22 protein-coding genes are annotated in these 23868 nt (G+C 64.0%); 1 reads left to right on the forward strand and 21 read right to left on the reverse strand.

The window, feature by feature from the left end; all coding sequences use genetic code 11:
• Nucleotides 1–41 precede the first annotated feature (41 nt).
• The gene (locus tag M1E10_RS05135; protein ID WP_499175315.1) at nt 42–1103 is read left to right on the forward strand and encodes a LacI family DNA-binding transcriptional regulator; all 1062 of its coding nucleotides are present in this window, start codon (nt 42–44) and stop codon (nt 1101–1103) included.
• Between the two features lie 16 nt (nt 1104–1119).
• Here M1E10_RS05135 and M1E10_RS05140 read toward each other — a convergent pair whose 3' ends face one another.
• From M1E10_RS05140 to M1E10_RS05240, 21 genes are all read right to left on the reverse strand, one after another.
• On the reverse strand, nt 1120–3165 hold the full coding sequence (locus M1E10_RS05140) for a glutamine-dependent NAD(+) synthetase (protein ID WP_499175316.1): 2046 nt from the start codon (nt 3163–3165) through the stop codon (nt 1120–1122).
• A gap of 138 nt (nt 3166–3303) precedes the next feature.
• Nucleotides 3304–4101 carry an ABC transporter ATP-binding protein gene (locus M1E10_RS05145; protein WP_499175317.1) on the reverse strand — a complete coding sequence of 266 codons (798 nt, stop codon included), beginning with the start codon at nt 4099–4101 and terminating at the stop codon, nt 3304–3306.
• Nucleotides 4098–5900: an ABC transporter permease subunit gene (locus tag M1E10_RS05150; RefSeq protein WP_499175318.1), complete on the reverse strand. Its 1803-nt coding sequence runs from the start codon at nt 5898–5900 to the stop codon at nt 4098–4100. Before M1E10_RS05150 ends, M1E10_RS05145 begins: the two co-directional genes overlap by 4 nt.
• Nucleotides 5897–6844, reverse strand: a complete 948-nt coding sequence (locus M1E10_RS05155) for an ABC transporter permease (RefSeq protein WP_499175319.1) — start codon at nt 6842–6844, stop codon at nt 5897–5899. Before M1E10_RS05155 ends, M1E10_RS05150 begins: the two co-directional genes overlap by 4 nt.
• A gap of 60 nt (nt 6845–6904) precedes the next feature.
• On the reverse strand, nt 6905–8458 hold the full coding sequence (locus M1E10_RS05160) for an ABC transporter substrate-binding protein (protein ID WP_499175320.1): 1554 nt from the start codon (nt 8456–8458) through the stop codon (nt 6905–6907).
• Between the two features lie 91 nt (nt 8459–8549).
• Nucleotides 8550–8801 carry a helix-turn-helix domain-containing protein gene (locus M1E10_RS05165; protein ID WP_499175321.1) on the reverse strand — a complete coding sequence of 84 codons (252 nt, stop codon included), beginning with the start codon at nt 8799–8801 and terminating at the stop codon, nt 8550–8552.
• A 65-nt stretch (nt 8802–8866) separates the two neighbouring features.
• A complete protein-coding gene (locus M1E10_RS05170; RefSeq protein WP_499175322.1) occupies nt 8867–9736 on the reverse strand; it encodes a glycine betaine ABC transporter substrate-binding protein in 870 nt (289 codons plus the stop codon).
• A gap of 61 nt (nt 9737–9797) precedes the next feature.
• Nucleotides 9798–10679: an ABC transporter permease gene (locus M1E10_RS05175; protein WP_499175323.1), complete on the reverse strand. Its 882-nt coding sequence runs from the start codon at nt 10677–10679 to the stop codon at nt 9798–9800.
• A 23-nt stretch (nt 10680–10702) separates the two neighbouring features.
• Complete coding sequence (gene proV / locus M1E10_RS05180; protein ID WP_499175324.1) at nt 10703–11935, reverse strand: quaternary amine ABC transporter ATP-binding protein; 1233 nt, start codon at nt 11933–11935, stop codon at nt 10703–10705.
• Between the two features lie 379 nt (nt 11936–12314).
• The gene (locus M1E10_RS05185; protein WP_499175325.1) at nt 12315–13319 is read right to left on the reverse strand and encodes an SDR family oxidoreductase; all 1005 of its coding nucleotides are present in this window, start codon (nt 13317–13319) and stop codon (nt 12315–12317) included.
• 73 nt (nt 13320–13392) lie between these two features.
• The gene (locus M1E10_RS05190; protein WP_499175326.1) at nt 13393–14031 is read right to left on the reverse strand and encodes a hypothetical protein; all 639 of its coding nucleotides are present in this window, start codon (nt 14029–14031) and stop codon (nt 13393–13395) included.
• 78 nt (nt 14032–14109) lie between these two features.
• Nucleotides 14110–14439, reverse strand: a complete 330-nt coding sequence (locus M1E10_RS05195; RefSeq protein WP_499175327.1) for a spore germination YkwD domain-containing protein — start codon at nt 14437–14439, stop codon at nt 14110–14112.
• 18 nt (nt 14440–14457) lie between these two features.
• Nucleotides 14458–15048, reverse strand: coding sequence for a CAP domain-containing protein (locus M1E10_RS05200; RefSeq protein ID WP_499175328.1), 591 nt, complete (start codon nt 15046–15048; stop codon nt 14458–14460).
• A 102-nt stretch (nt 15049–15150) separates the two neighbouring features.
• Complete coding sequence (locus M1E10_RS05205; RefSeq protein ID WP_499175329.1) at nt 15151–15507, reverse strand: hypothetical protein; 357 nt, start codon at nt 15505–15507, stop codon at nt 15151–15153.
• Nucleotides 15508–15660: 153 nt separating this feature from the next.
• Nucleotides 15661–17049 carry a PRC-barrel domain-containing protein gene (locus M1E10_RS05210; protein ID WP_499175330.1) on the reverse strand — a complete coding sequence of 463 codons (1389 nt, stop codon included), beginning with the start codon at nt 17047–17049 and terminating at the stop codon, nt 15661–15663.
• Between the two features lie 112 nt (nt 17050–17161).
• Entirely contained in the window at nt 17162–17623 is a 462-nt protein-coding gene (locus tag M1E10_RS05215; RefSeq protein WP_499175331.1) for a superoxide dismutase family protein, read from the reverse strand.
• Nucleotides 17624–17880: 257 nt separating this feature from the next.
• A complete protein-coding gene (locus M1E10_RS05220) occupies nt 17881–18912 on the reverse strand; it encodes a proline racemase family protein (protein WP_499175332.1) in 1032 nt (343 codons plus the stop codon).
• Nucleotides 18905–20587 (reverse strand): cis-3-hydroxy-L-proline dehydratase, encoded by a 1683-nt coding sequence (lhpI, locus tag M1E10_RS05225; RefSeq protein ID WP_499175333.1) that lies wholly within the window; start codon nt 20585–20587, stop codon nt 18905–18907. Before lhpI ends, M1E10_RS05220 begins: the two co-directional genes overlap by 8 nt.
• Nucleotides 20584–21585, reverse strand: a complete 1002-nt coding sequence (locus M1E10_RS05230; protein ID WP_499175334.1) for a 4-hydroxyproline epimerase — start codon at nt 21583–21585, stop codon at nt 20584–20586. The genes lhpI and M1E10_RS05230 overlap by 4 nt, the downstream gene beginning before the upstream one ends.
• 11 nt (nt 21586–21596) lie before the next feature.
• The gene (locus M1E10_RS05235) at nt 21597–22838 is read right to left on the reverse strand and encodes an NAD(P)/FAD-dependent oxidoreductase (RefSeq protein WP_499177297.1); all 1242 of its coding nucleotides are present in this window, start codon (nt 22836–22838) and stop codon (nt 21597–21599) included.
• Between the two features lie 26 nt (nt 22839–22864).
• Nucleotides 22865–23827 carry a dihydrodipicolinate synthase family protein gene (locus M1E10_RS05240; protein ID WP_499175335.1) on the reverse strand — a complete coding sequence of 321 codons (963 nt, stop codon included), beginning with the start codon at nt 23825–23827 and terminating at the stop codon, nt 22865–22867.
• Nucleotides 23828–23868 lie beyond the last annotated feature (41 nt).

Raw genomic sequence — 23868 nt, forward strand, 5'->3', positions numbered from 1 at the left:
TGAAAATTTTTTGCAGTTTGTCAAAACGGGAGGGCGAAGTCATGGACACGGGATCCGGCAAGCGAGGAAGAAAGCCACGGCGTGTGCGTCTTGAAGACATCGCGAAGAAGGTCGGTGTATCGTTGAGCACAGTCTCGCGGGCGCTCTCCGGAGAGAAAGGCGTGCGCGACGACGTCCGCATCCGCATCCTCGAAGCCGCCAAGACGGCGAATTACGCACTCCCCAATCCCACGCCGGGCACCAAGGTGATTCTCGCCGCATCCAGTGCCGCGATGATCGACTACGTCCGCAATCAGTTCACCCTCTACGTGCTGGAGGGCATCCGGGAGCGCGCCCAGACGCTCGGCATCGACATCGTCACCCGGCCGATTGCCAACGAAGCGGAGGAGCGAAGGGTGCTGGACGAAGCGCGCACGGATCCGGAAGTGGCGGGTCTGCTGTTTCTGACCGTCGATGACGAACGGATGCTCGCAGCCACCCGCGATGTCGGCAAACCGGTCGTGCTCGTCAACGGCGACGATCCCTTCATGCGCCTCTCCAGCGTCACGCCCTGCAACCGCTCGGCGGCGCAGGTGGCGACCGACTACCTGATCGAGCAGGGACATGAGCGTGTTCTTTTCCTGATGCGCCCGGGGCGAAGGACGATCGTGCGGCGTCTGGAGGGATGGCAGGATGCCCTCGCGCATCGCGGTCTGCCGCACCCGCCAGACCTGGTCATGGCCGTCGACGACTGGCTTCCGGAGTTGGCGCAACAGGCGATCGCCCAACGGATTGCGGCGCGGGGTCTGGATTTCACGGCCGTCCTGGCCGCCGGCGAGAGCTTGGCCGTCGGCACCATGGCGGCACTCCAGAGCGCCGGCTATTCGGTACCCGGCGACGTCTCGGTCATGGGCATGGACGACCTGCCGCAGGCCGCTTTCCTGAACCCGCCCCTGACCACCGTTCACATCCCCGCGCGCGAGATCGGCATGACCGCGGTGGATCTGCTCCGCGACATCTGCTCGGGGATGCCGGCACTGCCGCGCCGGATAGAGCTCGCCTGCCACATCATCGAGCGACAGTCCGTCGGACCGCGCAGGTCGATGGCGCAACAGACCGATTGACGCCTTTCACTGGCGCCTATTCGGTCGGCACGTTGTCGCGAAGTTCCGCAAGCCAGACCTTCGCGCTGGCGTCCGACGGTGCGCGCCAGTCCCCTCGTGGCGACAGGGAGCCGCCGGAGGAAATCTTCGGGCCGTTCGGTGCGGCCGAGCGCTTGAACTGGTTGTTGAAGAAGCGCCGCAGGAAGACTTCCATCCAGTGCCGGATGTCCGCCATCGCATAGGCCCGCTTCTGGTCTTCCGGAATGTCCTGCGGCCACCCGCCGCTCTCCGCATCGCTCCAGGCGTTGTACGACAGGAAGGCGATCTTCGACGGCCGATAGCCATAGCGGGTGAGATAGAAGAGATTGAAATCCTGCAGCGCATAGGGCCCGACGATATCCTGCGTCGACTGCAGGACGCCCTCCTCGCCCGGCGGCACGAGTTCCGGTGAAATCTCGGTGGCGAGAATGGCCTCCAGCACCGTGGCGGTTTCCGGGGTGACATCGCCCGAACGGGCGACGAAGCGGATGAGATGCTGGATCAGCGTCTTGGAGACCGACGCGTTGACGTTGTAGTGCGACATGTGATCGCCGACGCCATAGGTGCACCAGCCAAGCCCGAGTTCCGACAGATCGCCAGTACCGACCACCAGGCCACCGATCTGGTTGGCCAGACGGAACAGGTAGTCGGTGCGCAGGCCAGCCTGCACGTTCTCGAAGGTCACGTCGTAGACCGGCTCACCGGCGCCGAAGGGATGGCCGAGATCGGCCAGCATCTGGCGCGCTGCCGGACGGATGTCGATTTCCTCACCGGTCACGCCGAGACTGTTGATCAGCGTCCAGGCATTGCTCTTGGTTGAATCGGACGTGGCAAAGCCTGGCAGCGTATAGGCGCGGATATTCTTGCGATCCTCGCCGATCAGGTCCATCGCGCGCGCGGCGACGATCAGCGCCTGGGTGGAATCGAGCCCTCCGGAGACGCCGATCACCGGATGCTTGATGCCGGTTGCGGCCAATCGCTTGGCGAGGCCTTGGACCTGGATGTTGTAGGCCTCGTAACAGTCTTCGCGCAGGCGCGCCGGGTTCGACGGCACGTAGGGGAAGCGCTCGATCCGGCGGCGGAGCGGCACGACGTCGGCAGGCTTGTCGAGCGTGAATCCGACCTTGCGATAGCCGTGTCCCTGCGGAAGCTCCTGCCTTGCGCAGTCGGCAAAGCTGTTGAGCCGCATCCGCTCCTGGCGCAACCGACCCAGATCAATGTCGGCGGTCACGAAGGTGCCGCCGGTTGGAAAGCGTTCCGTCTCGGCCAGCAGGTCGCCGTATTCGTAGACGGCCGCGTGGCCGTCCCAGGCAAGGTCGGTGGTGGATTCGCCCGGACCCGCCGCCGAATAGGCATAGGCCGCAACCGCGCGGGCGGACTGGCTGGCGCAGAGCATCCGGCGGGTCTCCGCCTTGCCGATGGTGATATTGCTCGCCGACAGATTGAGCAGCACCTCCGCACCCGCCATGGCCGCGCGCGTCGATGGCGGCAGGGGCACCCAGAAGTCCTCGCAGACCTCGACGTGGAAGGTGAAGGGCACTGAACCCTCGGATCGAAACAGCAGATCGACGCCGAAAGGAACGCGGTGTCCCGCGACCGGGATGGTGGCGTCCGTGAGGCCGGCGCCCGGAGAGAAGTGGCGCCGCTCGTAGAACTCCCGGTAATTCGGCAGATAGGCCTTGGGAACGACGCCAAGGATCTTGCCGCGATGGATGATCACGCCAGTGTTGTATAGCCGCCCGTCGCCCCGCAGCGGCGCGCCGACCGCCAGCACCGGGTAGAGATCCTTGCTGGCCTCGACGATGCTGCCGATTGCCCGCTCGACGGCATCGAGCAGCGCATCCTGGAGCAGCAGGTCGTCGATGGCGTAGGACGAAAGGCCGAGTTCCGGAAACAGCATGACGGCCGCACCGTCGGCGTGTCCGAGCTCCGCCAGCCGCAGCGTTTCAGCGACGGCAAACTCCGGATCCGCGACTTCGGTGGCAGGGACACATGTCGCCACGCGCAGGAACTCATGGCTGTACAGGGAATAGAACGCGTTCACGACCTGGCCTCTCCTCGTCTGATCTCTCGCCTTGGGTGTGACATTGGGCGTTCGCCGCCACCGGCAAGTAGAATGATGCCGAAGATCATCATCTCGATCCTGTTTATCGTGATCCTGCGCCGAAGCAACTGGTCGACCTCAACCGGTCTTCATCTTCGGCGCACTGTCAAGCAACTGGCGGGTATAGGCATCGCGGGGAGCCTTGAACAATTCCTCCGTCGGCGCCTCTTCAACGACCCGACCATGGTGCATCACCGCGACGCGGTCGGAGATCGCCTCCACCACGGCAAGGTCGTGGCTGATGAACAGATACGAAAGGCCGAACTGCCGCTTCAGGTCGCGCAGGAGTAGCAGCACCTGAGCCTGTACGGATACGTCGAGGGCGCTCACCGGCTCATCAAGAATAAGGATCTCGGCCTCGGCCGCCAGCGCCCTTGCGATCGCGATGCGCTGCGCCTGACCGCCGGAGAACTCGTGCGGGTAGCGATCCAGCGTGTCCTTCGGCATCCGCACCGCATCGAGCAGTTCCGTCATCCGCGCCTGCCGCTTGGCGGTGTCATAGCCGTTAAGCAGTTTCAGCGGCGCCTCCAGCGCCTGCCGGATCGTCCTGCGCGGATTGAGAGAGGCGACCGGATCCTGAAACACGTATTGAACCATCTTTCCGAAGGCCCTTGGGCCGTCGCGACGAAACTCCCCGGCGTCGCGTCCGGCAATCCGCATCTCCCCGGACGTCGGCTCTTCTAGGCCGACCAGCATGCGCGCAAGCGTGCTCTTGCCCGATCCGCTCTCGCCCACCACCGCCAGCGTTTCGCCCCGCTGCAGCACGAGCGAAACCTGATCGACGGCTTTCACCGCATGCCGCGCCGTTCCGAACAGCGAGCGCCCGCCGCCAAACGTCTTGGTCAGATGACGAACCTCGATCGCGCTGCCGCTCATGATCGTTCCTCCGCATCAGCTGCAAAGAGCGGTGCCACCCTGTCGAGAAAGCTTTTGCCGGTTCCGATCTCCGGCACGCAGGCGATCAGGCGCTTCGTGTAGTCGTGCTGGGGGTCGCCGAGCACCGCCTGCGTCTTGCCTGTCTCCACGATGCGGCCGTCCCTCATGACGGCGACGCGATCGCAGATCTCCGTCACCACCCCGAAATCATGCGTGATGAAGAGCATGGCCATACCCCGCTCCCGTTGCAGCTCACGCAACAGCGCAAGGATCTGGGCCTGGACGGTGACGTCGAGCGCCGTCGTCGGCTCGTCGGCAATGATGACATCCGGATCATTGGCGAGCGCCATGGCAATCCCCACCCGCTGCCGCTGCCCCCCGGAGAGCTGGTGCGGGAAGTGACCCGCCCGCTTCTCAGCGTCCGGGATCCCGACGCGATCCAGCAGCGCGATGCTTCTCTCCCGCAGGGCCTGCCGGCTCAGTGTCTGGTGCGCGGAGATCGCCTCCTCCACCTGCGGGCCGATCGAATGCATCGGGTGCAGCGTCGTCAACGGGTCTTGGAAGATATAGGCGACACGGCTTCCCCGGGCGGAGATCAGCCGGGTCTGTGGCATCGACAGCACGTCCTCGCCATGCAGGTAGATCGCCCCGTTGCGGATGATCCCCGGCGGTGAGCTGACCAGTCCCATGATGGACAAGGCGGTCACGCTCTTTCCCGAACCGCTTTCGCCGATCAGTCCCAGGCATTCGCCCGGATGAAGATGCAGGGAGACATCCCTGACGGCCGCAGAATAGTGACCATTGCGCGTGAACCCGGTTTCCAGTCCCTCGACCGCGAGGATCGCACTCGGCATGCCGTTCTTCGGCCGGGAGCGTTCGGGATCGACCGCCGTCACCGGACTGGGACGAAGGAGGGCGCCGGACCTGAGACGCGGATCGAGCACGTCGCGGATGCCATCACCCAGCACGTTCAGGCTGATGACGATCAGGAAGATCATCACGCCCGGCACCACCGAGACATGCGGCGCCGTGAAGAGCTGCGCCCGCCCCTCGCCGAGCATCGAGCCGAGGTCGGCCTGCGGCGGTTGCGCCCCGAGGCCCAGAAAACTGAGGCCGGCCGTTTCCAGGATCATCCAGCCGGCGGTGGTCGACATGGTGATGACGATGACCGGCAGGACATTGGGCAGGATCTCGGTCAGGACGATAGACAGATGCCCCTTGCCGGACAGCCGTGCGGCATCGACGAATTCCTGGTGCGAGAGCCCCAGCGTCACGCCGCGCACGTTGCGTGCGAAGAAGGGAATGTTGACGACGGCAATGGCGTAGAGGGCGTTCATCAGCCCCGGGCCGAGCACGGCGACGATGGCCAGCGCCAGCAGGATGTAGGGAAAGGCCATCAGCATGTCGATGCCGCGCATCATCAGGTTGTCCGTCCGCCCGCCGGCATAGCCCGAGACGATGCCTATTGCCGACCCGATCACCGCCGCGACCAGGGTGGCCGAGAAGCCCACGACCATGGAAACGCGGCTGCCCCAGATCAAGCGGCTGAGGATGTCGCGGCCCAGCTGGTCGGTCCCGAGAATATGGCCTGGCGAAAACAGTGGCTGCAGACGATCCGCGGGCGCCGTGGCATCCGGATTGGGCAGCGGCAGTACCGGCGCCAGGAGCGTCAGCAACACCAGCGCCGACAGCATGCAGAGTCCAACGGTCGCCAGCCGGTTGTTGAAGAGCAGCGTCCAGGAGGAGACGCGGCCGGAACCTGCCGCCGGCTGCGATGGGGTTGCGAGAGCATCGCTCATGTGCGGATCCTCGGATCGAGCATCGTCTGGACCACGTCGGCGATGAGGTTGAAAAGCACATAGCTGCCCGCCACGACCAACACCCCGCCCTGCACCAGGAGAATGTCGCGGGTGGAGATCGCCTTGACCAGCATGGCCCCGACGCCCGGCCACTGGAAGACGGTCTCGATGTAGACGGCACCGCCCAGCACGAAGCCGGCCTGGATACCGATCACCGGAATGACGCTGACGAGCGCCGCCCGGAAGGCATGCCGATAGATGACGCGGCGTTCCGGCAGACCTTTTGCTCTGGCGGTGCGGATAAAGTCCTGGCGCAGCACCTCGAGCATGGCGGCGCGTGTCAGCCTGGCGATGACGCCGGCCGCGACCACGGCAAGGGTGGAGGCCGGCAGGATGAGGTGAAGCAAGAGGTCCTTCAGGTCGCCACCGCCGTAGACGGCATACATGCCGCTGGCGGGCAGCAGCCGCCACTTCACGGCAAAGAGCAGGATCAGGATCAGGCCGAGCCCGAAGGACGGCATGGAGATGCCGGCAAGCACACTAAAGGTGATCACCTTGTCGACCCAGCCGAACTGCCGGACTGCCGAAACCACGCCGGCCACAAGACCGATCACCGAACACAGCACGAGCGAGACGCTGGCCAGCACCAGCGTCGCCTGGAAGCGCTCCAGCACCTCGTCCAGAACCGGGCGATTGAGCGCAAAGGAGCGGCCGAAATCACCCTGCAGGACATTGCCGATCCAGATGAAGTATTGCTGCACGAGCGGCTTGTCGAGGCCGAGATCGCTGTTGATCCGCGCGACATTCTCCGGCGTCGCATAGGCGCCGAGGATGGCGATCGCCGGATCGCCCGGGATCATTGCCATCACCAGGAAAACGATGACCGACAGTCCGAACAGGACGGGGATCATCGAAAGCAGCCGCTTGAGGATATAGGACGGCATGAACTGCCTCCGCAGACGCGTGCCGGCCCGCCGCCGCAGCGGCCGGACCGGCAGCGGTGATTACTTGCTGACGTCTTTGAGATGCAGCAGGAACGACGGCTGAAGCTTGAAGCCCTGGATGGCCGCGGTCGTCACGGCGTTCTGCTTCCAGTTGGCCACGAAGAGCCACGGCGCGTCGTCGTGCACGATCTGCTGCACCTCACCGTAGAGCCTGCCGCGTTCCGCCTGATCCGTGGAGGTCCGCGCCTGATCGAGAAGCGCGTCGAGCTCCGGGTTCGAGTAGTAGCCGGAGTTGAAGCCGCCGTTCTCCGGCTGCGCATCGGTGCGCAGCGTCAGATAAGGCACGGTATCGGGATCGTTGGTCATCCAGGCCATCTCGGCCATATCGGCCTGACCTTCGAGCCCGGCATTGACGCGGCCGAGGAAGGCATTCCATTCATAGCTCTCGATGGTGACGTCGAAGCCGACAGCCTGGAGGTCCGCCTGAATGGCCGCTCCCATGGTGACGGGATTGAGCATGCCCGAGCCGCCCTCGGTGACGTAAAAGGTAAGCTCGGGATTCTCGACACCGGCCTCGGCGAGCAGCGCCTTCGCCTTCTCCGGATCGTATGGATACGGCTCCACCGAGTTTTCGACCCAGTTGAACGCCGGCGGGATGGGGCCGGCGGCAACGGTCGCGGTGCCCTGCAGCACGTCGTTGACCAGCGTCTCCTTGTTGACGGCATAGTTTGCCGCCTGGCGAACCCGCTTGTCGGCGAACGGCCCTTCCTTCGTGTTGAGGATGGAGAACCACACGTGCGGGCCGGCCTGCTCGGCAACCGAGAAATTGGCGTCCGACTTGAAAGAGGCGAGGTTGTCCGGCGGCACTTCGACCATCACGTCGATGCCTCCCGACAGCATCTCCGCCACGCGCGTGTTGGAATCGGTGATCGGACGGAAGACGACCGCCTCGAGCGCGGGCGCGCCGTCCCAGTAGTCTTCGTTCCGCTCCGCGGCGACCAGCTGGTTGGACTGCCATTCCGCAAACCGGAAGGGGCCGGTGCCTGACGGATTGCGCCCAAATTCCTGACCATGCTCTTCAACCGCGGCGGGAGATACGATGAGGCCTGTGGGATAGGCGAGATTGGACAGGAACGGCGCGAAGGCCTCCTTCAGCTGGAATTCGACCGTGGTGTCGTCGATGACGTTGACCGCGTCGATCGAGGCGAAGTTGAAGGACAGCGGAAACGGCCCCGTGTCGTGGAACGGGTGGTCCTCTTTCAGCATCCGATCGAAATTGAACTTGACGGCATTCGCGTCGAAGGCCGACCCGTCATGGAAGGTCACGCCTTCCCGAAGCTTGAAGGTGTAGGTCTTCCCGTCATCGGAGATCGTCCAGCTTTCCGCGAGAGCCGGCTCCACCTCGAGCGTCCCGTCCTTGTAGCGGACAAGCCCGTCATAGAGGTTCACGAGGATACGGAAGTCGTTGGTCGCCGTCACCGCGTGCGGGTCGAGCGACTGCGGCTCGGCGATTTGCCCGACGATCAGAACATTCGGGGGTGTCTGAGCCGCCGCGGATAAGCCGGCCAGCGCGAAGGCAACGGCGAAACTCGCCCTTTGAAACAGCCTCTTCATGGGGAAGATCCTTTCGATTTGGCCTGGTTCGGAAATAAGGTAGATCCGTCATCTACGATGACAAGGCATTGGCCGCATTTGCGGATAAAGCTCAGGCGCTATAGCCGGGTCCATGACCCTGCCCGGCCAGCAGCCAGCCGACGCTGACCTGCAGCACGCCCGCGAGCATGCCCAGACGGTTGGCGCGCGGCTCGGCTCGGTCGTTTTCCCAGTTGGCCCAGGTTGCCGCTTCGACGCCCAGCACCGCCGCCGTTTGCTCGACGGACATCGCGGCCGCGTCGCGTGCCAGCGAGATCCGCCCGCCCAGCGTATTGTCGTCGACAATTTCGGGATCATGAATCATGGAAGCCTCCACCAGGGTCTCGGAAGAGCGCCGGCCGGGCGCAAGCCCGGCCGGTGTTTTACTCGTTACTCGTCGCCGACCCAGGCCTTTACCTGGTCCGGATGATCGGCGATGTACTTCTCGATTGCCTCGTCATAGGAGGTATCCTGCGCCGCAAACATGCCGGCCTCGAGATCGGAGATCGGCAGCTTCATGCGTGACAGGAAGCCGGCCACGTCCGGGTTGTCTTCCTTGAAGCCCTTGCGAGCCAGGATGTCGACATGCTCTGCCTCACCGAGGGACTTCTTCGGGTCCTCGATGTAGCGGATGTCGTATTTGCCGAACATCCAGTGCGGGCTCCAGGACGTGGCCACGAACCAGTCTTCCGAGCGCATGGCACGGTCGACGGTCGTCAGCATGCCGGCTTCGCTGGAGATCTGCAGGTTGTAGTCGTCGAGGCCGTAATCCTTGACGGCCTGCTGCGAGAGACGCGTCAGGCCAGCGCCTGGATCGATGCCCTGGATGGTGCTGTCCAGCTTCTCCTTGACTTCGTCCTTCGACAGGTCCTCGATCGAGCTGATCATGTCTTCGGGGATATAGGCGGGTACGACCCAGCCGAGCTTGGCGCCATCATAGACGGTGCCGAGCGTTTCGACGTCGTCTTTGATCTTGGCGTAGTAGTCCGCATGCGTCTGCGGCAGCCATGCCATCATCATGGCGTCGAGGTCGCCACGGCTGACGCCCTGGTAGAGAGGCGCGACATCCGTCTGGACCAGTTCGACTTCCTGGCCGAGTTCATCCTTGATCAGCTTGGCGGCAAGCTTCGTCACGAATTCCGCGTCGGACCATGCGGCCCAACCGATCTTCACGGGTTCTGCATCCTGTGCCAGTGCCGAGGTTGCAACACTGCTTGCCATCGCTGCGGCGATGCCCATGGAAAGAATCTTCTTGATCATATCTGCTCCTTTTTGGAAGGTTCGCATCGGGCGTCTTGCCCGCTTTGACGCATCGCGACGATCAGGCTGGTGCCTGTTCGGTCTGTTGCCGCGCTGCCTTCGGGAAGAAGCTGCGCCAGAAGACCGGCCGCTCCTTTCCAAAACTCTGGGTGATGCGGTCGAGAACGACCGCGAGAATGACGACCGCAAGGCCGCCTTCGAAACCGGTGCCGACATCCAGGCGCTGGATGCCCGTCAACACGGTGTTTCCGAGACCACCGGCGCCGATCATGGAGGCGATCACCACCATGGACAGCGACAGCATGATCGTCTGGTTGATGCCGGCCATGATCGACGGCAAGGCGTTCGGCAGTTGGACCTTGAAGAGCAGCTGCGACGACGTGCAGCCGAAGGCCTGACCCGCCTCGACGAATTCGACGTCGACCTGACGGATGCCGAGATTGGTGAGACGCACGACCGGCGGCATGGAAAAGATCACCGTCGCAATCGTCCCCGGCACGGCGCCGAGGCCGAAGAACATCGCCGCCGGAATGAGATAGACGAAGGCCGGCATCGTCTGCATCAGGTCGAGAACGGGACGGATGCTGGAGGCAACGGAATCCTTGGCGGCCATGGCAATTCCGAGCGGCAGACCGATCAGCATGGCGATCACCGTCGAGGCGATGACGAGGGACAGCGTTTCCATCATCGCCGGCCAGAGACCCATGGTGTCCACCAGCCAAAGGGCAACAGCCGTGAAGATGGCGAAACCCGCGCCGACCCGCCACAGCGACAGGAGGACGAAGATCGCCAATCCCACGAGCATGGGCATTGCCGCCAAGGTATCCTGAATGCCGTCGGTGACGAAGCCGATGGCCGCAGCAATGCCTTCGAGGGCGGGAGAGAAGTTGTCAAGGATGTAATTGACGATCGTATCGACGCCGTCACCAATGTCGAAATTCATGATTGCTTCCAATCCGTAATGTGTCAGTTGGCGCGATCAAGCGTCTCGAGAAGAACCGATTTGCTGATCGATCCGACGTAACGGCCCTGCTCGTCGACGACGGGAAGTGGCCAGGCGCTGCCGGCGACCCGTCCCAGAACGGTGGCCAGAGGTTCGCTCGCTGCAATCGGCTCGATGTCGGCCAGAAATGCGTTTCGGTAGGGATCGGTGGAACCGGTCCTGACCTTTTCGACCAGCGAGGATTGGCTGACCATGCCGTGGTACTTCTTGTCGCGGCCGAGCACGATCGCGTATTCCCGGTCGAAGTTCTGCATGCGCTCAAGCGCTGCCGCGACCGAAACGCCCTGCCGGTCGATGATCGTCACCTGCGTCTTGCGCGCGATATCGCCGGCCTTGAAGACCTGGGTGACATCGACATTGCGGAAGAAGGACCGGACATAGTCGTTGGCCGGCTGCGTCACGATCTCGTCCGGGGTTCCCACCTGGATGACGCTGCCGTTCTGCATGATGCAGATCCGATCACCAATGCGCATCGCCTCGTCGAGATCGTGGCTGACGAAGACGATCGTGCGGCTGTGCTCCGACTGCAGGCGCACCAGTTCGTCCTGCATTTCGGTGCGAATCAACGGGTCGAGCGCCGAGAAGGCCTCGTCCATCAGCAGGATCGTCGGTTCGCTGGCCAGCGCCCGGGCAAGCCCGACACGCTGCTTCATGCCGCCCGAAAGCTGGTTGGGACGACTGTCGGCATAGCCTTCGAGCCCGACGGCCCTCAGCGCAACCATCGCCTTCTCTGTCCGCTCCGCCTCGCCCACACCGGCAACCTCCAGCCCGAAGGCGGCATTGTTGAGCACGGTGCGGTTCGGCAGCAGAGCAAACGACTGGAACACCATGCTGATGTCGCGGCGGCGAACATCGATGAGTTCCTTGCGGGACATTTTGGTGATGTCGCGACCGTCAATCTCGATGGAGCCGGCAGTGGGCTCGATCAGGCGGTTGAGAAGGCGAAGGAGGGTTGATTTGCCCGAGCCGGAGAGCCCCATGATGACGAAGATTTCGCCGTCCTTGACGTCGAAACTGGCATCGTTGACGCCGATCGCACAGCCGGTCTCGGCGTGGATCTCGGTCTTGCTCCTGCCGGATTTGACCATGGCAAGCGCCTTGTCGGGCCGTTCGCCGAAGACCTTGAAAACATTCCTCAGGCTGATCTTGAGCCGGCGATCCTCTTCGGACACCGGAACAGAAGTATTGGCTTCCATATTTTTTCTGCCTTGCGCCACGGCAAAGCAACCCTCCATCAACGGTGATCATTGGCGCAGTATCGCACCAAGCAATTGGTCAGATCCTCAGATTATCGCAGCGCCGGCCACAACAACAACACGCCCTCGAAAAATGTCTCGAGAGCGCCAAGGCTGATTATAAGTCACGAAACTGTTGCCGCCCCGACAAATGCGCCAGGGCCGGCCAGCAGCGACTGCGATGTCTACCTAACCCAGGAGAACTACGATGTCCATAGAAAATTCGTCCCTCCAGAAGCCAATTGCCAAAACAACATACCCGGAAACTGACTTAAGCGGTTAAGAATTCGCAACTATCTGCCGATGGTGACCAATTACCATTTCGAACCTCCGGCCCGCCCTAGCGACGCAATTGCCGCCGTGCCACGGCCAGTACCGCCAATGCTGCGACGCCCGCTCCGGCCATCAGCACGCGTGCTGCTGTTCCCGAGATCGCGCCCACTGAGGGCAAGGACTCCCCGCCGAACCGCCCCTTGGCAGCGACATCGAGGTCCACGGGTTCGAAGAGGTTGTCCTTTCGGGCGGGATCGTTGCGGATGTCATCCATCTGACCTTCGTAGGCTTGCGATGCCGCAAGACGATCCGCCAGTGCCGGCACGAAAAGACCGCCGATGATCGTCTTCACGGTCGGCCGGCCGATCCAGAGTTCTCGGGGTGCAGTCAGGCAACCGCTATAGATCTGCGCTGCGACAGCCTCGGGCGCAAACACCGGAGCGACGGGCCGCGGCTGCCGGTCAACCTTGCAGCGAGCCCAGTCGAATTGCGGCGTGTTGACCGCCGGCAGATGAACCATCGACAGCCGGATCGGCGAGCCGTCGTGGATCAGTTCGGAGCGCAGTGCATCCACGAAACCCCGGACGGCGGCCTTCGCCCCGCAGTAGGCGGATTGCAACGGGATGGAACGGTAGCTGAGAGCCGAACCGACGCAGACGATCGTGCCGTGGCCTTGCGGCCGCATGTACCGCAAGGCAGCCTGGGTGCCATGCACCTGCCCAAGATAGGTAACCTCCGTCACCCGCTTGAATTCGTCCGGGCCAATCGTCGAGACCGGCCCGAAGACCGTCACCATGGCATTGTTGATCCAGAGGTCGATACCGCCCCAGGCGGCCTGCACCGTGTCGGCCACATCATTGACAGCGTCGGCATCCGCCACATCCGCAGGGAGGACTAGCGCTTCCCCGCCCAGCCTGCGCACATCTTCGGCCGTCGCCTCCAGGCGCGCCAGCCCTCGCGCCACAAGCGCCACGCGCCAGCCCTTTCGAGCAAACACCTGCGCTACCGCACGGCCGACGCCTGCTGATGCGCCCGTAATGACCACGACGGGTCTTGAGGCTGGTAGAGTCACAATCGTCTCCGGTCGGCTTGGCGTTGGCGACAATGCCCGCGTAGATGCGGTGGCATGAACGGCTTGGCTGCGGTCAAGGCAGCTTGACGAGATCCGAGGCCAGCCGAAGTCGCTGGTCCGCCGTCTCGATTGCGAGCCTTACCTCCTCGTTGTCGGGAAGAGCCGCGGGTATGGCGATGGCCGCCTCAACGCGACCATTGTCATCGCTCGTGAGCTTTTGCAGCTCGACGAAGCGACCGTCCTCAAGCCAACCGAGGCGAACCTCCTGGCTACCCGGCAAACCGGCAGCCACGATCTGCAGCTCGCCATCCGTGGTGGCGGTCACATCCAGGGCCGAGCCGCGTGCGGGAGCGGCTTCAAAGCCTGGAACTCCCAGGCTCTGCCCGAACTCGATGACTTCGCGATTGAGGTCGGGGTTGTCGGCGAGATATTCCGAAGCAGAGCGTCCCGTCGCCGTTGCCGCCTCCCCAATTTCACGGCCTGCCTCTCCCACGGCGCGTCTGGCGCGATCCAGCCATCCGTCACCGCCTTCCGCATCTTCGGCGGACACGGTCGATTGCTGTTCGGCGGCATCGGGAGCTGCCTCATTCTGCGCCACCAGCACCTCGAGCGGCATCTCGCAGGCCTGCGTCTGGCAAGTCGACTGCGAAAAAGCGGCTCCGGGCAGCAAGACGACAGACGCCGACAATGACAGGATCAATAGGTTCTTCATGCGGATCTCCCTTTGGCGATACAACCCCCTGACGGGAATGCGGTTCCAGCTGGTCGGTCCAGCGGGCCAGTGTGACGGCTACCGTGCGGTGCCAAACACCGCCACCGCCACTTTCTTGCCCTCCCCGTTAGCCCTCAGGGCCAAGCCGAGGTGGCTGGCACCGGCGTCCAGCAGGCTTCTGCGGTATGTCTGCTGGTTGGCCCAATCTTCAACAAAGGCCTCTATATCGCTTGGCGCAGGCTCGCGACCACAGCCGCCGCAGGCCCCGACGATGGTGGCAATCTCCTCCCAGCGGCTGCGATCCAGATCGAAAGCAGCCGACTTCAGTCCCGGAAGTTCGTCGGGGTCCGGAACATCCGCAGGAATGAGCCGACGGGCAATGTCGGTGAGAGCTGGAGAGGCAGACAACGTCGGAACGCCCGCCTCCTATCTCAGAGTATTGATCGCATCGAGAGCGACCGGCACCTGCCGATCCATCGCCATTGCCTTTGTCGCCGCACCGGCGTCGCCGCGAGGAGTACCGGGGCCGGCAAAGGTCTGGACGGCATAAAGACCCCGCTCGGGATCCACGACCACCGCAAAGCCGAACCGCGACAGGCCGGGCCTGAGAATGTTTTCCCTGTGCCCCGGACTGTCCATCCAGCCCCGCTGCAGCCTCTCGACGGTCGCGACGTCAGGCGTCTGCACGCAGTTCCCGCAACGGGAGATGTTCTCGGCCACGAGCTCCCACCGGCGTCCGCCTGCAGCGATGTAGCGATCCTGGACATCATCCCCCTCCGGTGAGGAATGGGCATAGTAGTCTCGGCTGATCATATCGTTGGCATGTGCCAGCGCCGCTTCATTGAGATCTTTACCGAGCGCCAGCGGTTCGAAACCCTGCGCCTGTCGGTCGTCATTGACCTCTTCAAGCGCTTCGGCCCGCAACATCTCCAGATCGTCGGGGTCCTGTGCGTGACCGGGAACGATGCTCATCATCACGAAGAGCAGAACGGCCGGAAGCAAGGCAGCCTCACGCATATGGTATCTCCCTGAGGGGCGGCCGACACGGCCAGGAAAGCGTAAGGACGCGACGGAGAAGCTGCCGTCGCGTCCCGGTTAGGCGAAATGCCCTGCAGGTTGTCAGTCCTGCTCGGCGGAGTCTTCAGTCGAGCCGCTGCTCGAGCCGGAGCCGGAGGTCGAGCCGTCGCTCATGCCGCTCATCGGCGGGTCGATGACCATGAGGACGGTGTTGCCGTCTTCGGTCTGCGCACGCACGAGGTATGATGCATCGAGGATCTCGACCTGCTGGAAGCCGGCCTGAGTCAGCTGATCGCGAACCTTCTGCTGCGACGCCGCAGACATCTCGCTCGACGTGCCGGACTGTGTCGACTGGTCGGCCTGTCCTGCGGTCTCATCGCTGCTGGAGCTGCCGCTCGTCTGGGCAAACACGGGAGCGGCGAGAAGGCCGAATGCCATTGTCATTACGATGGTTTTCATGGGGTATCTCTCCTTCCTTGATGATGACTATTGTTGAGTAAGGTCATGTGACCTCCCTTGTCGGACCGGCAGCATAGATCGCCGGGCCCCTATCCCGACCGCCTCCCATGAGCCGGTCGGAACTCTCGCCGCGGCTGCGGCCTGACGTTTCCATCAACCTCCGTTGAGGCGATCTTCATCGAAGGGCTCGATCGCCGTTGCCTCGTCGCGGCTGTAAGGCATGTCGTAGTACCGGCTGCCTGGAGCCCAGCCATAGCCATAGCCATAGAAAGGATAGGCAAAGCGTCCGCGTGTTCCGTAGCCCGCATCACGATCCACCACTGCGGCAACGATCTTGCCGTCATTGAAGATCAGGTCATTGACATACCCGAAGCCCTGGTAGGGCATCCGCTGGCTCGTCTGGGCGGCGGCATTTTCCTGCACCGGCTCAGCCTGCCCGGCGTTGTCGCCACGGATGCGGGCGATATCGCCGATCAGTTCGGACGCCCGCCATGCACGCGGACCCAGTTCTTCGTCATCGAGGTTCGACACGATGTTCTGCGAAACCTGCTCCTGCGTTGGAATGGCGAGGACACTGAAGTCATCCGCGTTCTCCTCCGTCACCGGAAGCGTGATGGACCCGTCCTGACGAAAGGCCACCTGGTCCCACGGCACGCCGACGTGCGTGTCGCCAATGTCCCAGAATCCGCCGACTTCGGCCACCAGTGCCAGGAGCTCGCCATTGGAGCCGACGATCAGATCCTCGACGTCGCCAATTTCCTCGCCGTTCTCGCCGAAAACCTGGCGGTCGAAGAGAGCTTCCGCGCTCCAGGCAGACTGGTACAGCGCTTCAGCATCCCACTCGTTCAGTGAGATGATTTGCCCGACCTCGACGTTGGACGCAGACTGATTGGCCGTAGCTGATGTGCCGGCATTGCCTGGCTCGACAGCTGTGGTCTGCTGAGCTGTCCCGGACTGCTGGGTTGCGCCCGCAGTCTGCTGATCCATGTTAGCGCTCCGCTGACCGGTGGCTGCAGTGCTGGTATCATCCGGCACCAGCACGCCGACGACGGCGATCAACTGATCGATTTCCTGCTGATCCAGAGTGCCGCTGCGGTCGCGGTCGCTGACGGTGTTGAGACCCAGCCGGAATTCCTCCGGCGTGAGATAGCCGTCATCTGCGCCCTGCCACTCGCCGCGGAGATCGGAGTCGCTCAAAGCAACACGGAGCTCTTCCTGGGACAACATACCGTTGTCGTCCTCGTCGAGCTCGGCGAAGTCTGGAACGTCGGCGGTAAACCAGTTGTTCCAGTTGCTCTTGAAAGCCTGCTCGTTCAGCTGGCCGGCCTGTCCGCTCCACGCGCCATGCAAACCACTGACAAACTCGTCACCTTCCAGACGATCATTGCTGTTGACGTCCCACTGGGAAAACGCGTTGTCGCTGACGCGGCGAATCTCATCGGCGCCTCCTGCGGCGGTCGTGGTTGCGGTCTGGGCACTCGCGATTGATGGCGAAACGGCCGCCGCAAGAATCAAGGTGAGTGCTGTTTCTAGCTTTCTCATGTCGTTCTCCTTCTAGTGGGAGCCAGGTGGCGAGTTTACGCCATCCACGAACTCGCGCCCGCCGACCCTTTGCTCCTGTTGAGTTCACTTACCTTTGCGTCCTAGGACGCAATCAGCGCTGCTCGATGACCGCGCAGGCGATCCGGTCGCCGGCATTGCCCGAAGGCTGGCTCCGGTAGTCGTCAGCCGTGGAATGGATCACGATGGCCGATCCATCGTCGTCCAGCACCGCCGCATCGCCTTCTGTCAGTCGAAGGTTCTCGTTGAAAACCTCCACGACCATCGTCCCGTCTTCTCCAGCGGTCTGATTGGCCATGTCGCCGGCGTGAGGACCGTTCTCGACCATGAAGCCATGGTCGTTGCCTTCCGGTGCAAAGTGGCCACCAGCGGACTGGAACCCGCCTTCGGCATCGCATTGACCGGTCTCATGCACGTGAAAGCCATGGACGCCGGGCGGCAGATTGGTCACTTTGGCCTGGATAAGCAGGCCGCTGGGTGTTTCCTGGAGCGTCGCGGTTCCGATGGAATTTCCATCCGCGTCGATAAATGTTGCCCTCGCAACGTCTGGGCTCACGGTCGCCTCCTGCGCCGCTGCCGGCGATAGTATCGCAGCCGATAAGACTGCGGCTTCGACTATTCGTCTCATCCGCTTCTCCCATTCTGGTTCTGCTAGCGTGCCCGACGCAATTGCAGCAAACAGGAGCCTCTTTTCGGCCTCCTTTAGGACACACAGGGCCAACCGGACCGGACGCCCGGAGTTCCAAACTTTCCATGATAAAAGTGTCGTTCGGTGCGTCCACGGCATACAGGGACGGCCCCGAAGTAGCGCGATCAGACCCTGCGGGGCCAGGTGTCGGCCAGCCGATAGCCGTCAGGCCAGGGGTCGGCAGGGTCCAGCATGTACTGGTGCGTTCCGGTGATCCAGGCGCGGCCGGAGATCTGCGGCACGATCGCTGGTCGCCCCGCAACCGAGGTTTCCGAGAGGATGCGGCAGTCGAAGGTGGAGCCGATGATGGAGTGCCCGACGAAGCTCTGCCCGACCGCGATCTGCCCGCGCGCATGCATGACGGCCATGCGGGCGGAGCAGCCGGTGCCGGTCGGCGAGCGGTCGAGCTTGGCCGGCTGGATCACCACCGTGTTACGGCCGTGCAGCGCCCCATCCTTTGTCTCGACGGGAAGCGTCAGCTGACAGAAGGAGATGTGGTCCCAGTCGGGATTGAGAGGATGCGAAAAGCCGATCTGCTCGTTTGCCGCCTTGGTGATCCTGATGCCCGTCTCGGCCAGTTCGCGCGCCTCGTCCGGTGTCAGTGCGAAGTCGAGCGAACGCGCGTCCGTGATTACGAAGCTGTCGCCGCCATAGGCCGTGTCCACGGTAATGGTACCCAACCCTTCGACCTCCAGCGCCACATCGAGCTTGTCGGCAAACGACGGCACGTTGGTGACGGCGATGCGCTCGGCCTTGCCGTTGCAGCAGTGGGCGACCACCTCGACGAGGCCGCCGGGCGCTTCCAGCACCATGCGCGTCTCCGGTTCGACCATCGGCACGATCCCGCTGTCGAGCAGCACGGTCGCAACGCAGATGGAGTTGGAACCGGACATCGGCGGCGTATCTTCCGGCTCCATGATGATGAAGCCCATGGTGGCACGCGGGTCCTTGGGTGGAACAAGCAGGTTGACATGCCTGAACACGCCGCCGCGCGGCTCGTTGAGCATGAAGTTGCGAAGCGACTGGTCGGTCGCGACATGGCTCCGCTGCTCCCAGAGCGTCTCGCCGGGCGGCGGCGCAACGCCACCGACGATAACGTCGCCCACCTCGCCTTCGGCATGGCACGAGACCACATGGATGACCTTGCTGCTACGCATGCAATCGCTCCCTCGCCCGCCCCGTCGTGGCGGCCTCCGCACAGTCGGCGATGCTGCCGAGACGTACGGTGCGGCCACTGAGACCGGGACCGTAATGGGCGTACTTGCCGGAATTGGTCATCACCGTCCGCGCCGACGGCGGAAACACCGGCTCGCTGATCGTACACCAGCAGAGGTCCTGGAGGACCCGAACGCCTGCGTCCTGAAGGCGGGTCAGGGTCCCATCCGCGCAGGCTGCGGCAATCACGTCGCGGCCCGCCGTGATGATCACGGCAACATCCGGATGCCGGCGGCGCCCCGCCAGCGCATCCGCGAAGGCCCGACATTCGGCAAGCGACGCATGCGGACTGCCGATGGCGACGAGGTCGACCTGTTCGGGGCCGGCATGAAGATGCGCCCACGCCTCCCGCAACGCGTCGCGCCCGATCACTGCGTGATCGGCATCCTCCGCAGGCGCCATGTCGGCTTCCGGAGTTACTCCTTCGATATGGAGCATCGGCGCGGCAGATGTCGTCCCGAAGGCGGCGCACAGGGCCTTGAGGTCGTCCGGCGAGGGACGCGCATGGGCAAGGCCGCGCAACAGCGGGATCCGGTCCGGCGACAGCTGGCCGGCGACATAGCCTAGGAGCGGCCAGAAGGCATCGTCCAGCCGATCCGGCAGCGCGACGTCGATGATCCGCCTGGGCCGCCGGTTTTCGTCGAGATAGACACCTGCGGCAGGCGCGCGTCCCGTGATGGCCATGCAGAGATCAAGGAAATCCGGATGCTTCGGCGTCCGCGCCCCGAGCACGGAATTGGCGAAGATGACCGCATTAGATTCCGACCAGGCGATCACTTCGCCAGCGACTGGCGCGGCTGGCAGGAGGTAGGGCGAACAGGTGAATGTCGGCTGGCAGCCCATCGCCACATAGGCCTCAGCCAGTTTCGCCGCCGGCCCGCCGAACTCTGCCGGCACGCCCTGCGCTGCCCAGTTCGCAAGGTCGACGGAGATCGCGTTCATGGTGGTGGGAATGCGCACCCGCGCGCCGAGCGCCGCGACCTTCTGCGCGAAGATGAGGTTGGCAGGGCTGGCATAGATGCAGCCGTCGATATGCGCCCGGGTGACATCGAGAAGGCGCCTGGCGCCCTGCTGGACTGCCACAGCACAGATGATCCGCATCGCCTGCTGCGCCGCCGGCCCCTCTACGCCCTCCAGCATGCCGCGATCGGCATCGCTGAGTTCAAGTGCCTCCACAGGCGGCGGTGCCAGCGCAATCGTCAGGCCATCGGCTTCGATGGCATCCGGCGTAATGGTAACCTGTGCAGCGCCCGACACAGCCGCAAACACGTTGGCCGGCAGCCGCACCACCGGCAGAAGCCTGCCGAACATCTCGTGCGCGACGAGCGCGCCCAGCGTCAGTACGTCCTCGGCATCCTGGAAGACGAGCGCCGCGGGCGCACGACCGGTCAGCACCAGGTCCAGAAGCACGCCGGACCCACTGCACGAGCCGCGGCTGGAAGGCACCACCAGCACGGTGCCCGTCAGGCATTGTCCGTGCAGCGGATGGTGGACATCGATGATCCGACCGTCGTCGGGCGAGACCCCGCCCCAAAAGCTCAGCGGCTCAATGGTGGCCAGAACAGGCCCTTCGGCCGTGCCCGGCAGGACGCTGAAGGAGGCCGAGGCTTGTGTCATTTCACCACGAAACCGTGCGCGAAGGGATCGCGGTCATCGATGAAGATCGTGTTGATCCCGGTCATCCGGGCCCAGCCGGCGATGGACGGTATGATGGCGTCACGGCCCGCAACCGTGGTTGCCGCCTCGACCCTTCCCTTGAACAGCGAGCCGATGATCGATTCATGGACGAAGTCGTCGCCGACCTTCAGCTTGCCCTTGGCGGCCAGTTGCGCCATGCGGGCGGAGGTTCCTGTTCCGCAGGGAGACCGGTCGATCGCCTTGTCGCCGTAGAAGACGGCGTTTCTGGCGTGCGCCTCCGGATGCGTCGCCTGCCCGGTCCACTGGATGTGGCTGAGACCCCGGATCTCCGGATGTTCCGGATGCACGAATTCGTATTTCTCGTTCAGGGCCGCGCGAAGCTTTGGGCTCCAGCCGATCAGCTCGCCGGCCGTGTGGTCGGCCATGTCGCGGAAATTCTTCTGCGGCTCGACGATCGCGTAGAAATTGCCGCCGTAGGCGACGTCAACGGCGATTTCGCCCAGCCCCTCGACTTCGGCCGTCAGCCCCTCGGCGTGCAGGTAGCCGGGGACATTGGTGAGGCGCACCTCTTCCACGAACCGGCCCTCCTGCCGGTAGGTGATGTCCACCTTGCCGGCGGGCGCATCGATGGACAGCCGGCCGGGCTCCCGCGGCGTGATCAGGCCGTTCTCGATGGCCATGGTGATCGTGCCGATGGTCCCGTGGCCGCACATCGGCAGGCATCCGGAGGTCTCGATGAAGAGGACGGCGACGTCGCAATCGGGACGTGTCGGCGGATAGAGGATCGATCCCGACATCATGTCGTGGCCACGCGGCTCAAACATCAGCCCGGTGCGGATCCAATCGAACTCGCGCAGGAAATGCGCCCGCTTCTCCAGCATGTTGGCGCCCTCCAGTCGCGGGCCGCCGCCCGAGACGAGGCGGACAGGATTGCCGCAGGTGTGTCCGTCGATGCAGGAGAAGGTGTATGTGGCCATGATTGCAGTCTCTATCGGAACCGTTGGGGCGAGAAGGGTGATATGTCGACCGGAAGCAGCTGATCCGTCAACAGGTCGGCAACAAGACGTGCCGTCCCGGTCGACTGGGTGAGGCCAAGGTGGCCGTGGCCGAAGGCGTAGATGACGCGCGGCGCAGCCCGGGCGCGGCCGATCGCAGGCAGGCTGTCGGGCAAGGACGGCCGGAAACCGAACCACTGCGTCCCGTCGCGATCATCGAGGCCCGGCAGGAAGGCCTTCGCCTTTTTCAGCATCGCCTCGGCACGCCGGAAGTTCGGCGGCAGTTTCAGACCGCCGAGTTCGACGGCGCCGCCCACCCGGATCCCGGAGGAGAGGCGGGTGACGACGAAGCCGTGGCCGCCGAAGGTGATCTGCGTCCGCAGGTCGAAGGCACTGTGCGGCAGGGTCGTATTGTAACCACGTTCAGTCTCCAGTGGGATCCTCTCGCCAAGCGTCGCGGTAAGCTGGTGGGAAAAGGCGCCGGCCGAAACCACCATCTGCCCTGCGCGCCGGGTTTCACACTCGGTGGCAATCTCCACCTGCTCGCCGATCTGCCGAAGCGCCTTCACTTCCGCGCGCTGGATGCTGCCGCCCATGGCCCGGAAGTGATCCGCGAGCGCAAGCACATAGAGTTTCGGATCGCTGATCGAATACCAGCCCGGCGTGAACGTGCCGCGCGTGAAGCGGGGCGAGAGGCCGGGCTGGATCTCACCCATGGCGGCAGTGTCGAGATGCCGGAATTCGATATCGTGTTCGGCGCGAAGCTGCCATCCCGGCAGTGACGCCTGGAACTCCGCCTCGCCCTCATAGACCTGGAGATTGCCCTCCTTGCGCAGCATCGGCATCGTGCCCGTGCGGGCGAGAAACGGCTCGAGCTCGTCCCTGGAGAGCGTCATCAGCGCCACCTGAGCGTCCGTCGATGCCTTCACCCGGCGCGGCGAACAGGCCCGCCAGAACTGGAACATCCACGGCGCGATCTTGAGCGCGTAGGCCGGCGGCACCGACAGGGGGCCCAGCGGATCGAGGAGCCATCCGGGCGCCTTGCGCATGATGCCGGGCGACGCCATCGGCAGGATATCGGTGAAGGCAAAGGCCCCCGCATTGCCGGCCGAGGCACCGGCGGCGGGACCTTCGCGGTCCAGAACCGTAACCGACAGACCTCTGGCCTGCGCGGCGATGGCGGCGGAGAGGCCGATCACGCCGGCCCCGATGACGATGACGTCGGACGCGCCCATAAGCGGGCGCTCGCCGGCAATGGCCGTTACCCCTTGCAGGTCTGGACCGCGCCCGGGAGCTTGCTCCAATCGGCGTACCAGGAATTGAACAGCTTGAACTGCGCCTCGACATAGCCGCGCTGGCTGTCGGTCAGCGCGTCCGTCTCGATGAAGTGGAGCGCGTATTCCTCATCACCCTTCAGCACCATCATGTGCTTGAAGTAGAGGACGAGGTCGGGACCTTCATCGAAGGAGGAAAGCACGGCAAGCGCCTGCTCCAGTTCCTGCGCCCGCAGTCGCGCATCGGCATCGCCGCCGGCCGCGGCCTGGCAGAGGTTGGCAAGATGCAGGACTTCCTTGGGCAGGACGTTGCCGATGCCGGTGATCGCACCGGTCGCGCCGCAGTTGACGAAACCATGAAACACGGCCGTATCAACGCCGATCATCAGGGAAACACTCTCGTCCGGGCTGGTGATGAATTCAGCCGCATAGCGCAGGTCCTGAGGCCCACCGAACTCCTTGAAGCCGACGAGGTTGGAGTGCTCGGCGCGCAGCGCGAAGAACAGGTCGGCGCGGGTTGCAAAGCCGTAGTAGGGGCTGTTGTAAATGACCGCCGGCAGATCGGGCGCCGCCGACAGGACGGCCTTGAAATGCGCCTTCTGGGCGGTGATCGAAGAGCCGCGCGACAGCACGCGGGGGATGACCATGAGGCCCTGTGCGCCGACGGCCTGGGCATGCGCTGCATGCGCTACCGCCGACGCGCTGTTGACGGCACCCGTCCCGACGATCACTGGGACGCCTGCCTTGACGAGCCGCTCGACGCCCTCCATGCGCTGTGCATCGGTCAGAAGCGGCCAATCGCCCATCGAGCCGCAGTAGACGACAGCCGACATGCCCAGCTCGACCAGTTCCTTGGCCTTGCGCACCAGCGCATCGAAATCGGGGCTGCGATCCGGCTTGCAAGGGGTCATCAATGCGGGAACGACGCCGGAAAAAATGGGGGCTTTCATCAACAACTCCTGATGGCGCGGAGGCGGCCACACCGCCCTGG

Source organism: Rhizobium sp. PK7-22, assembly GCF_056530405.1.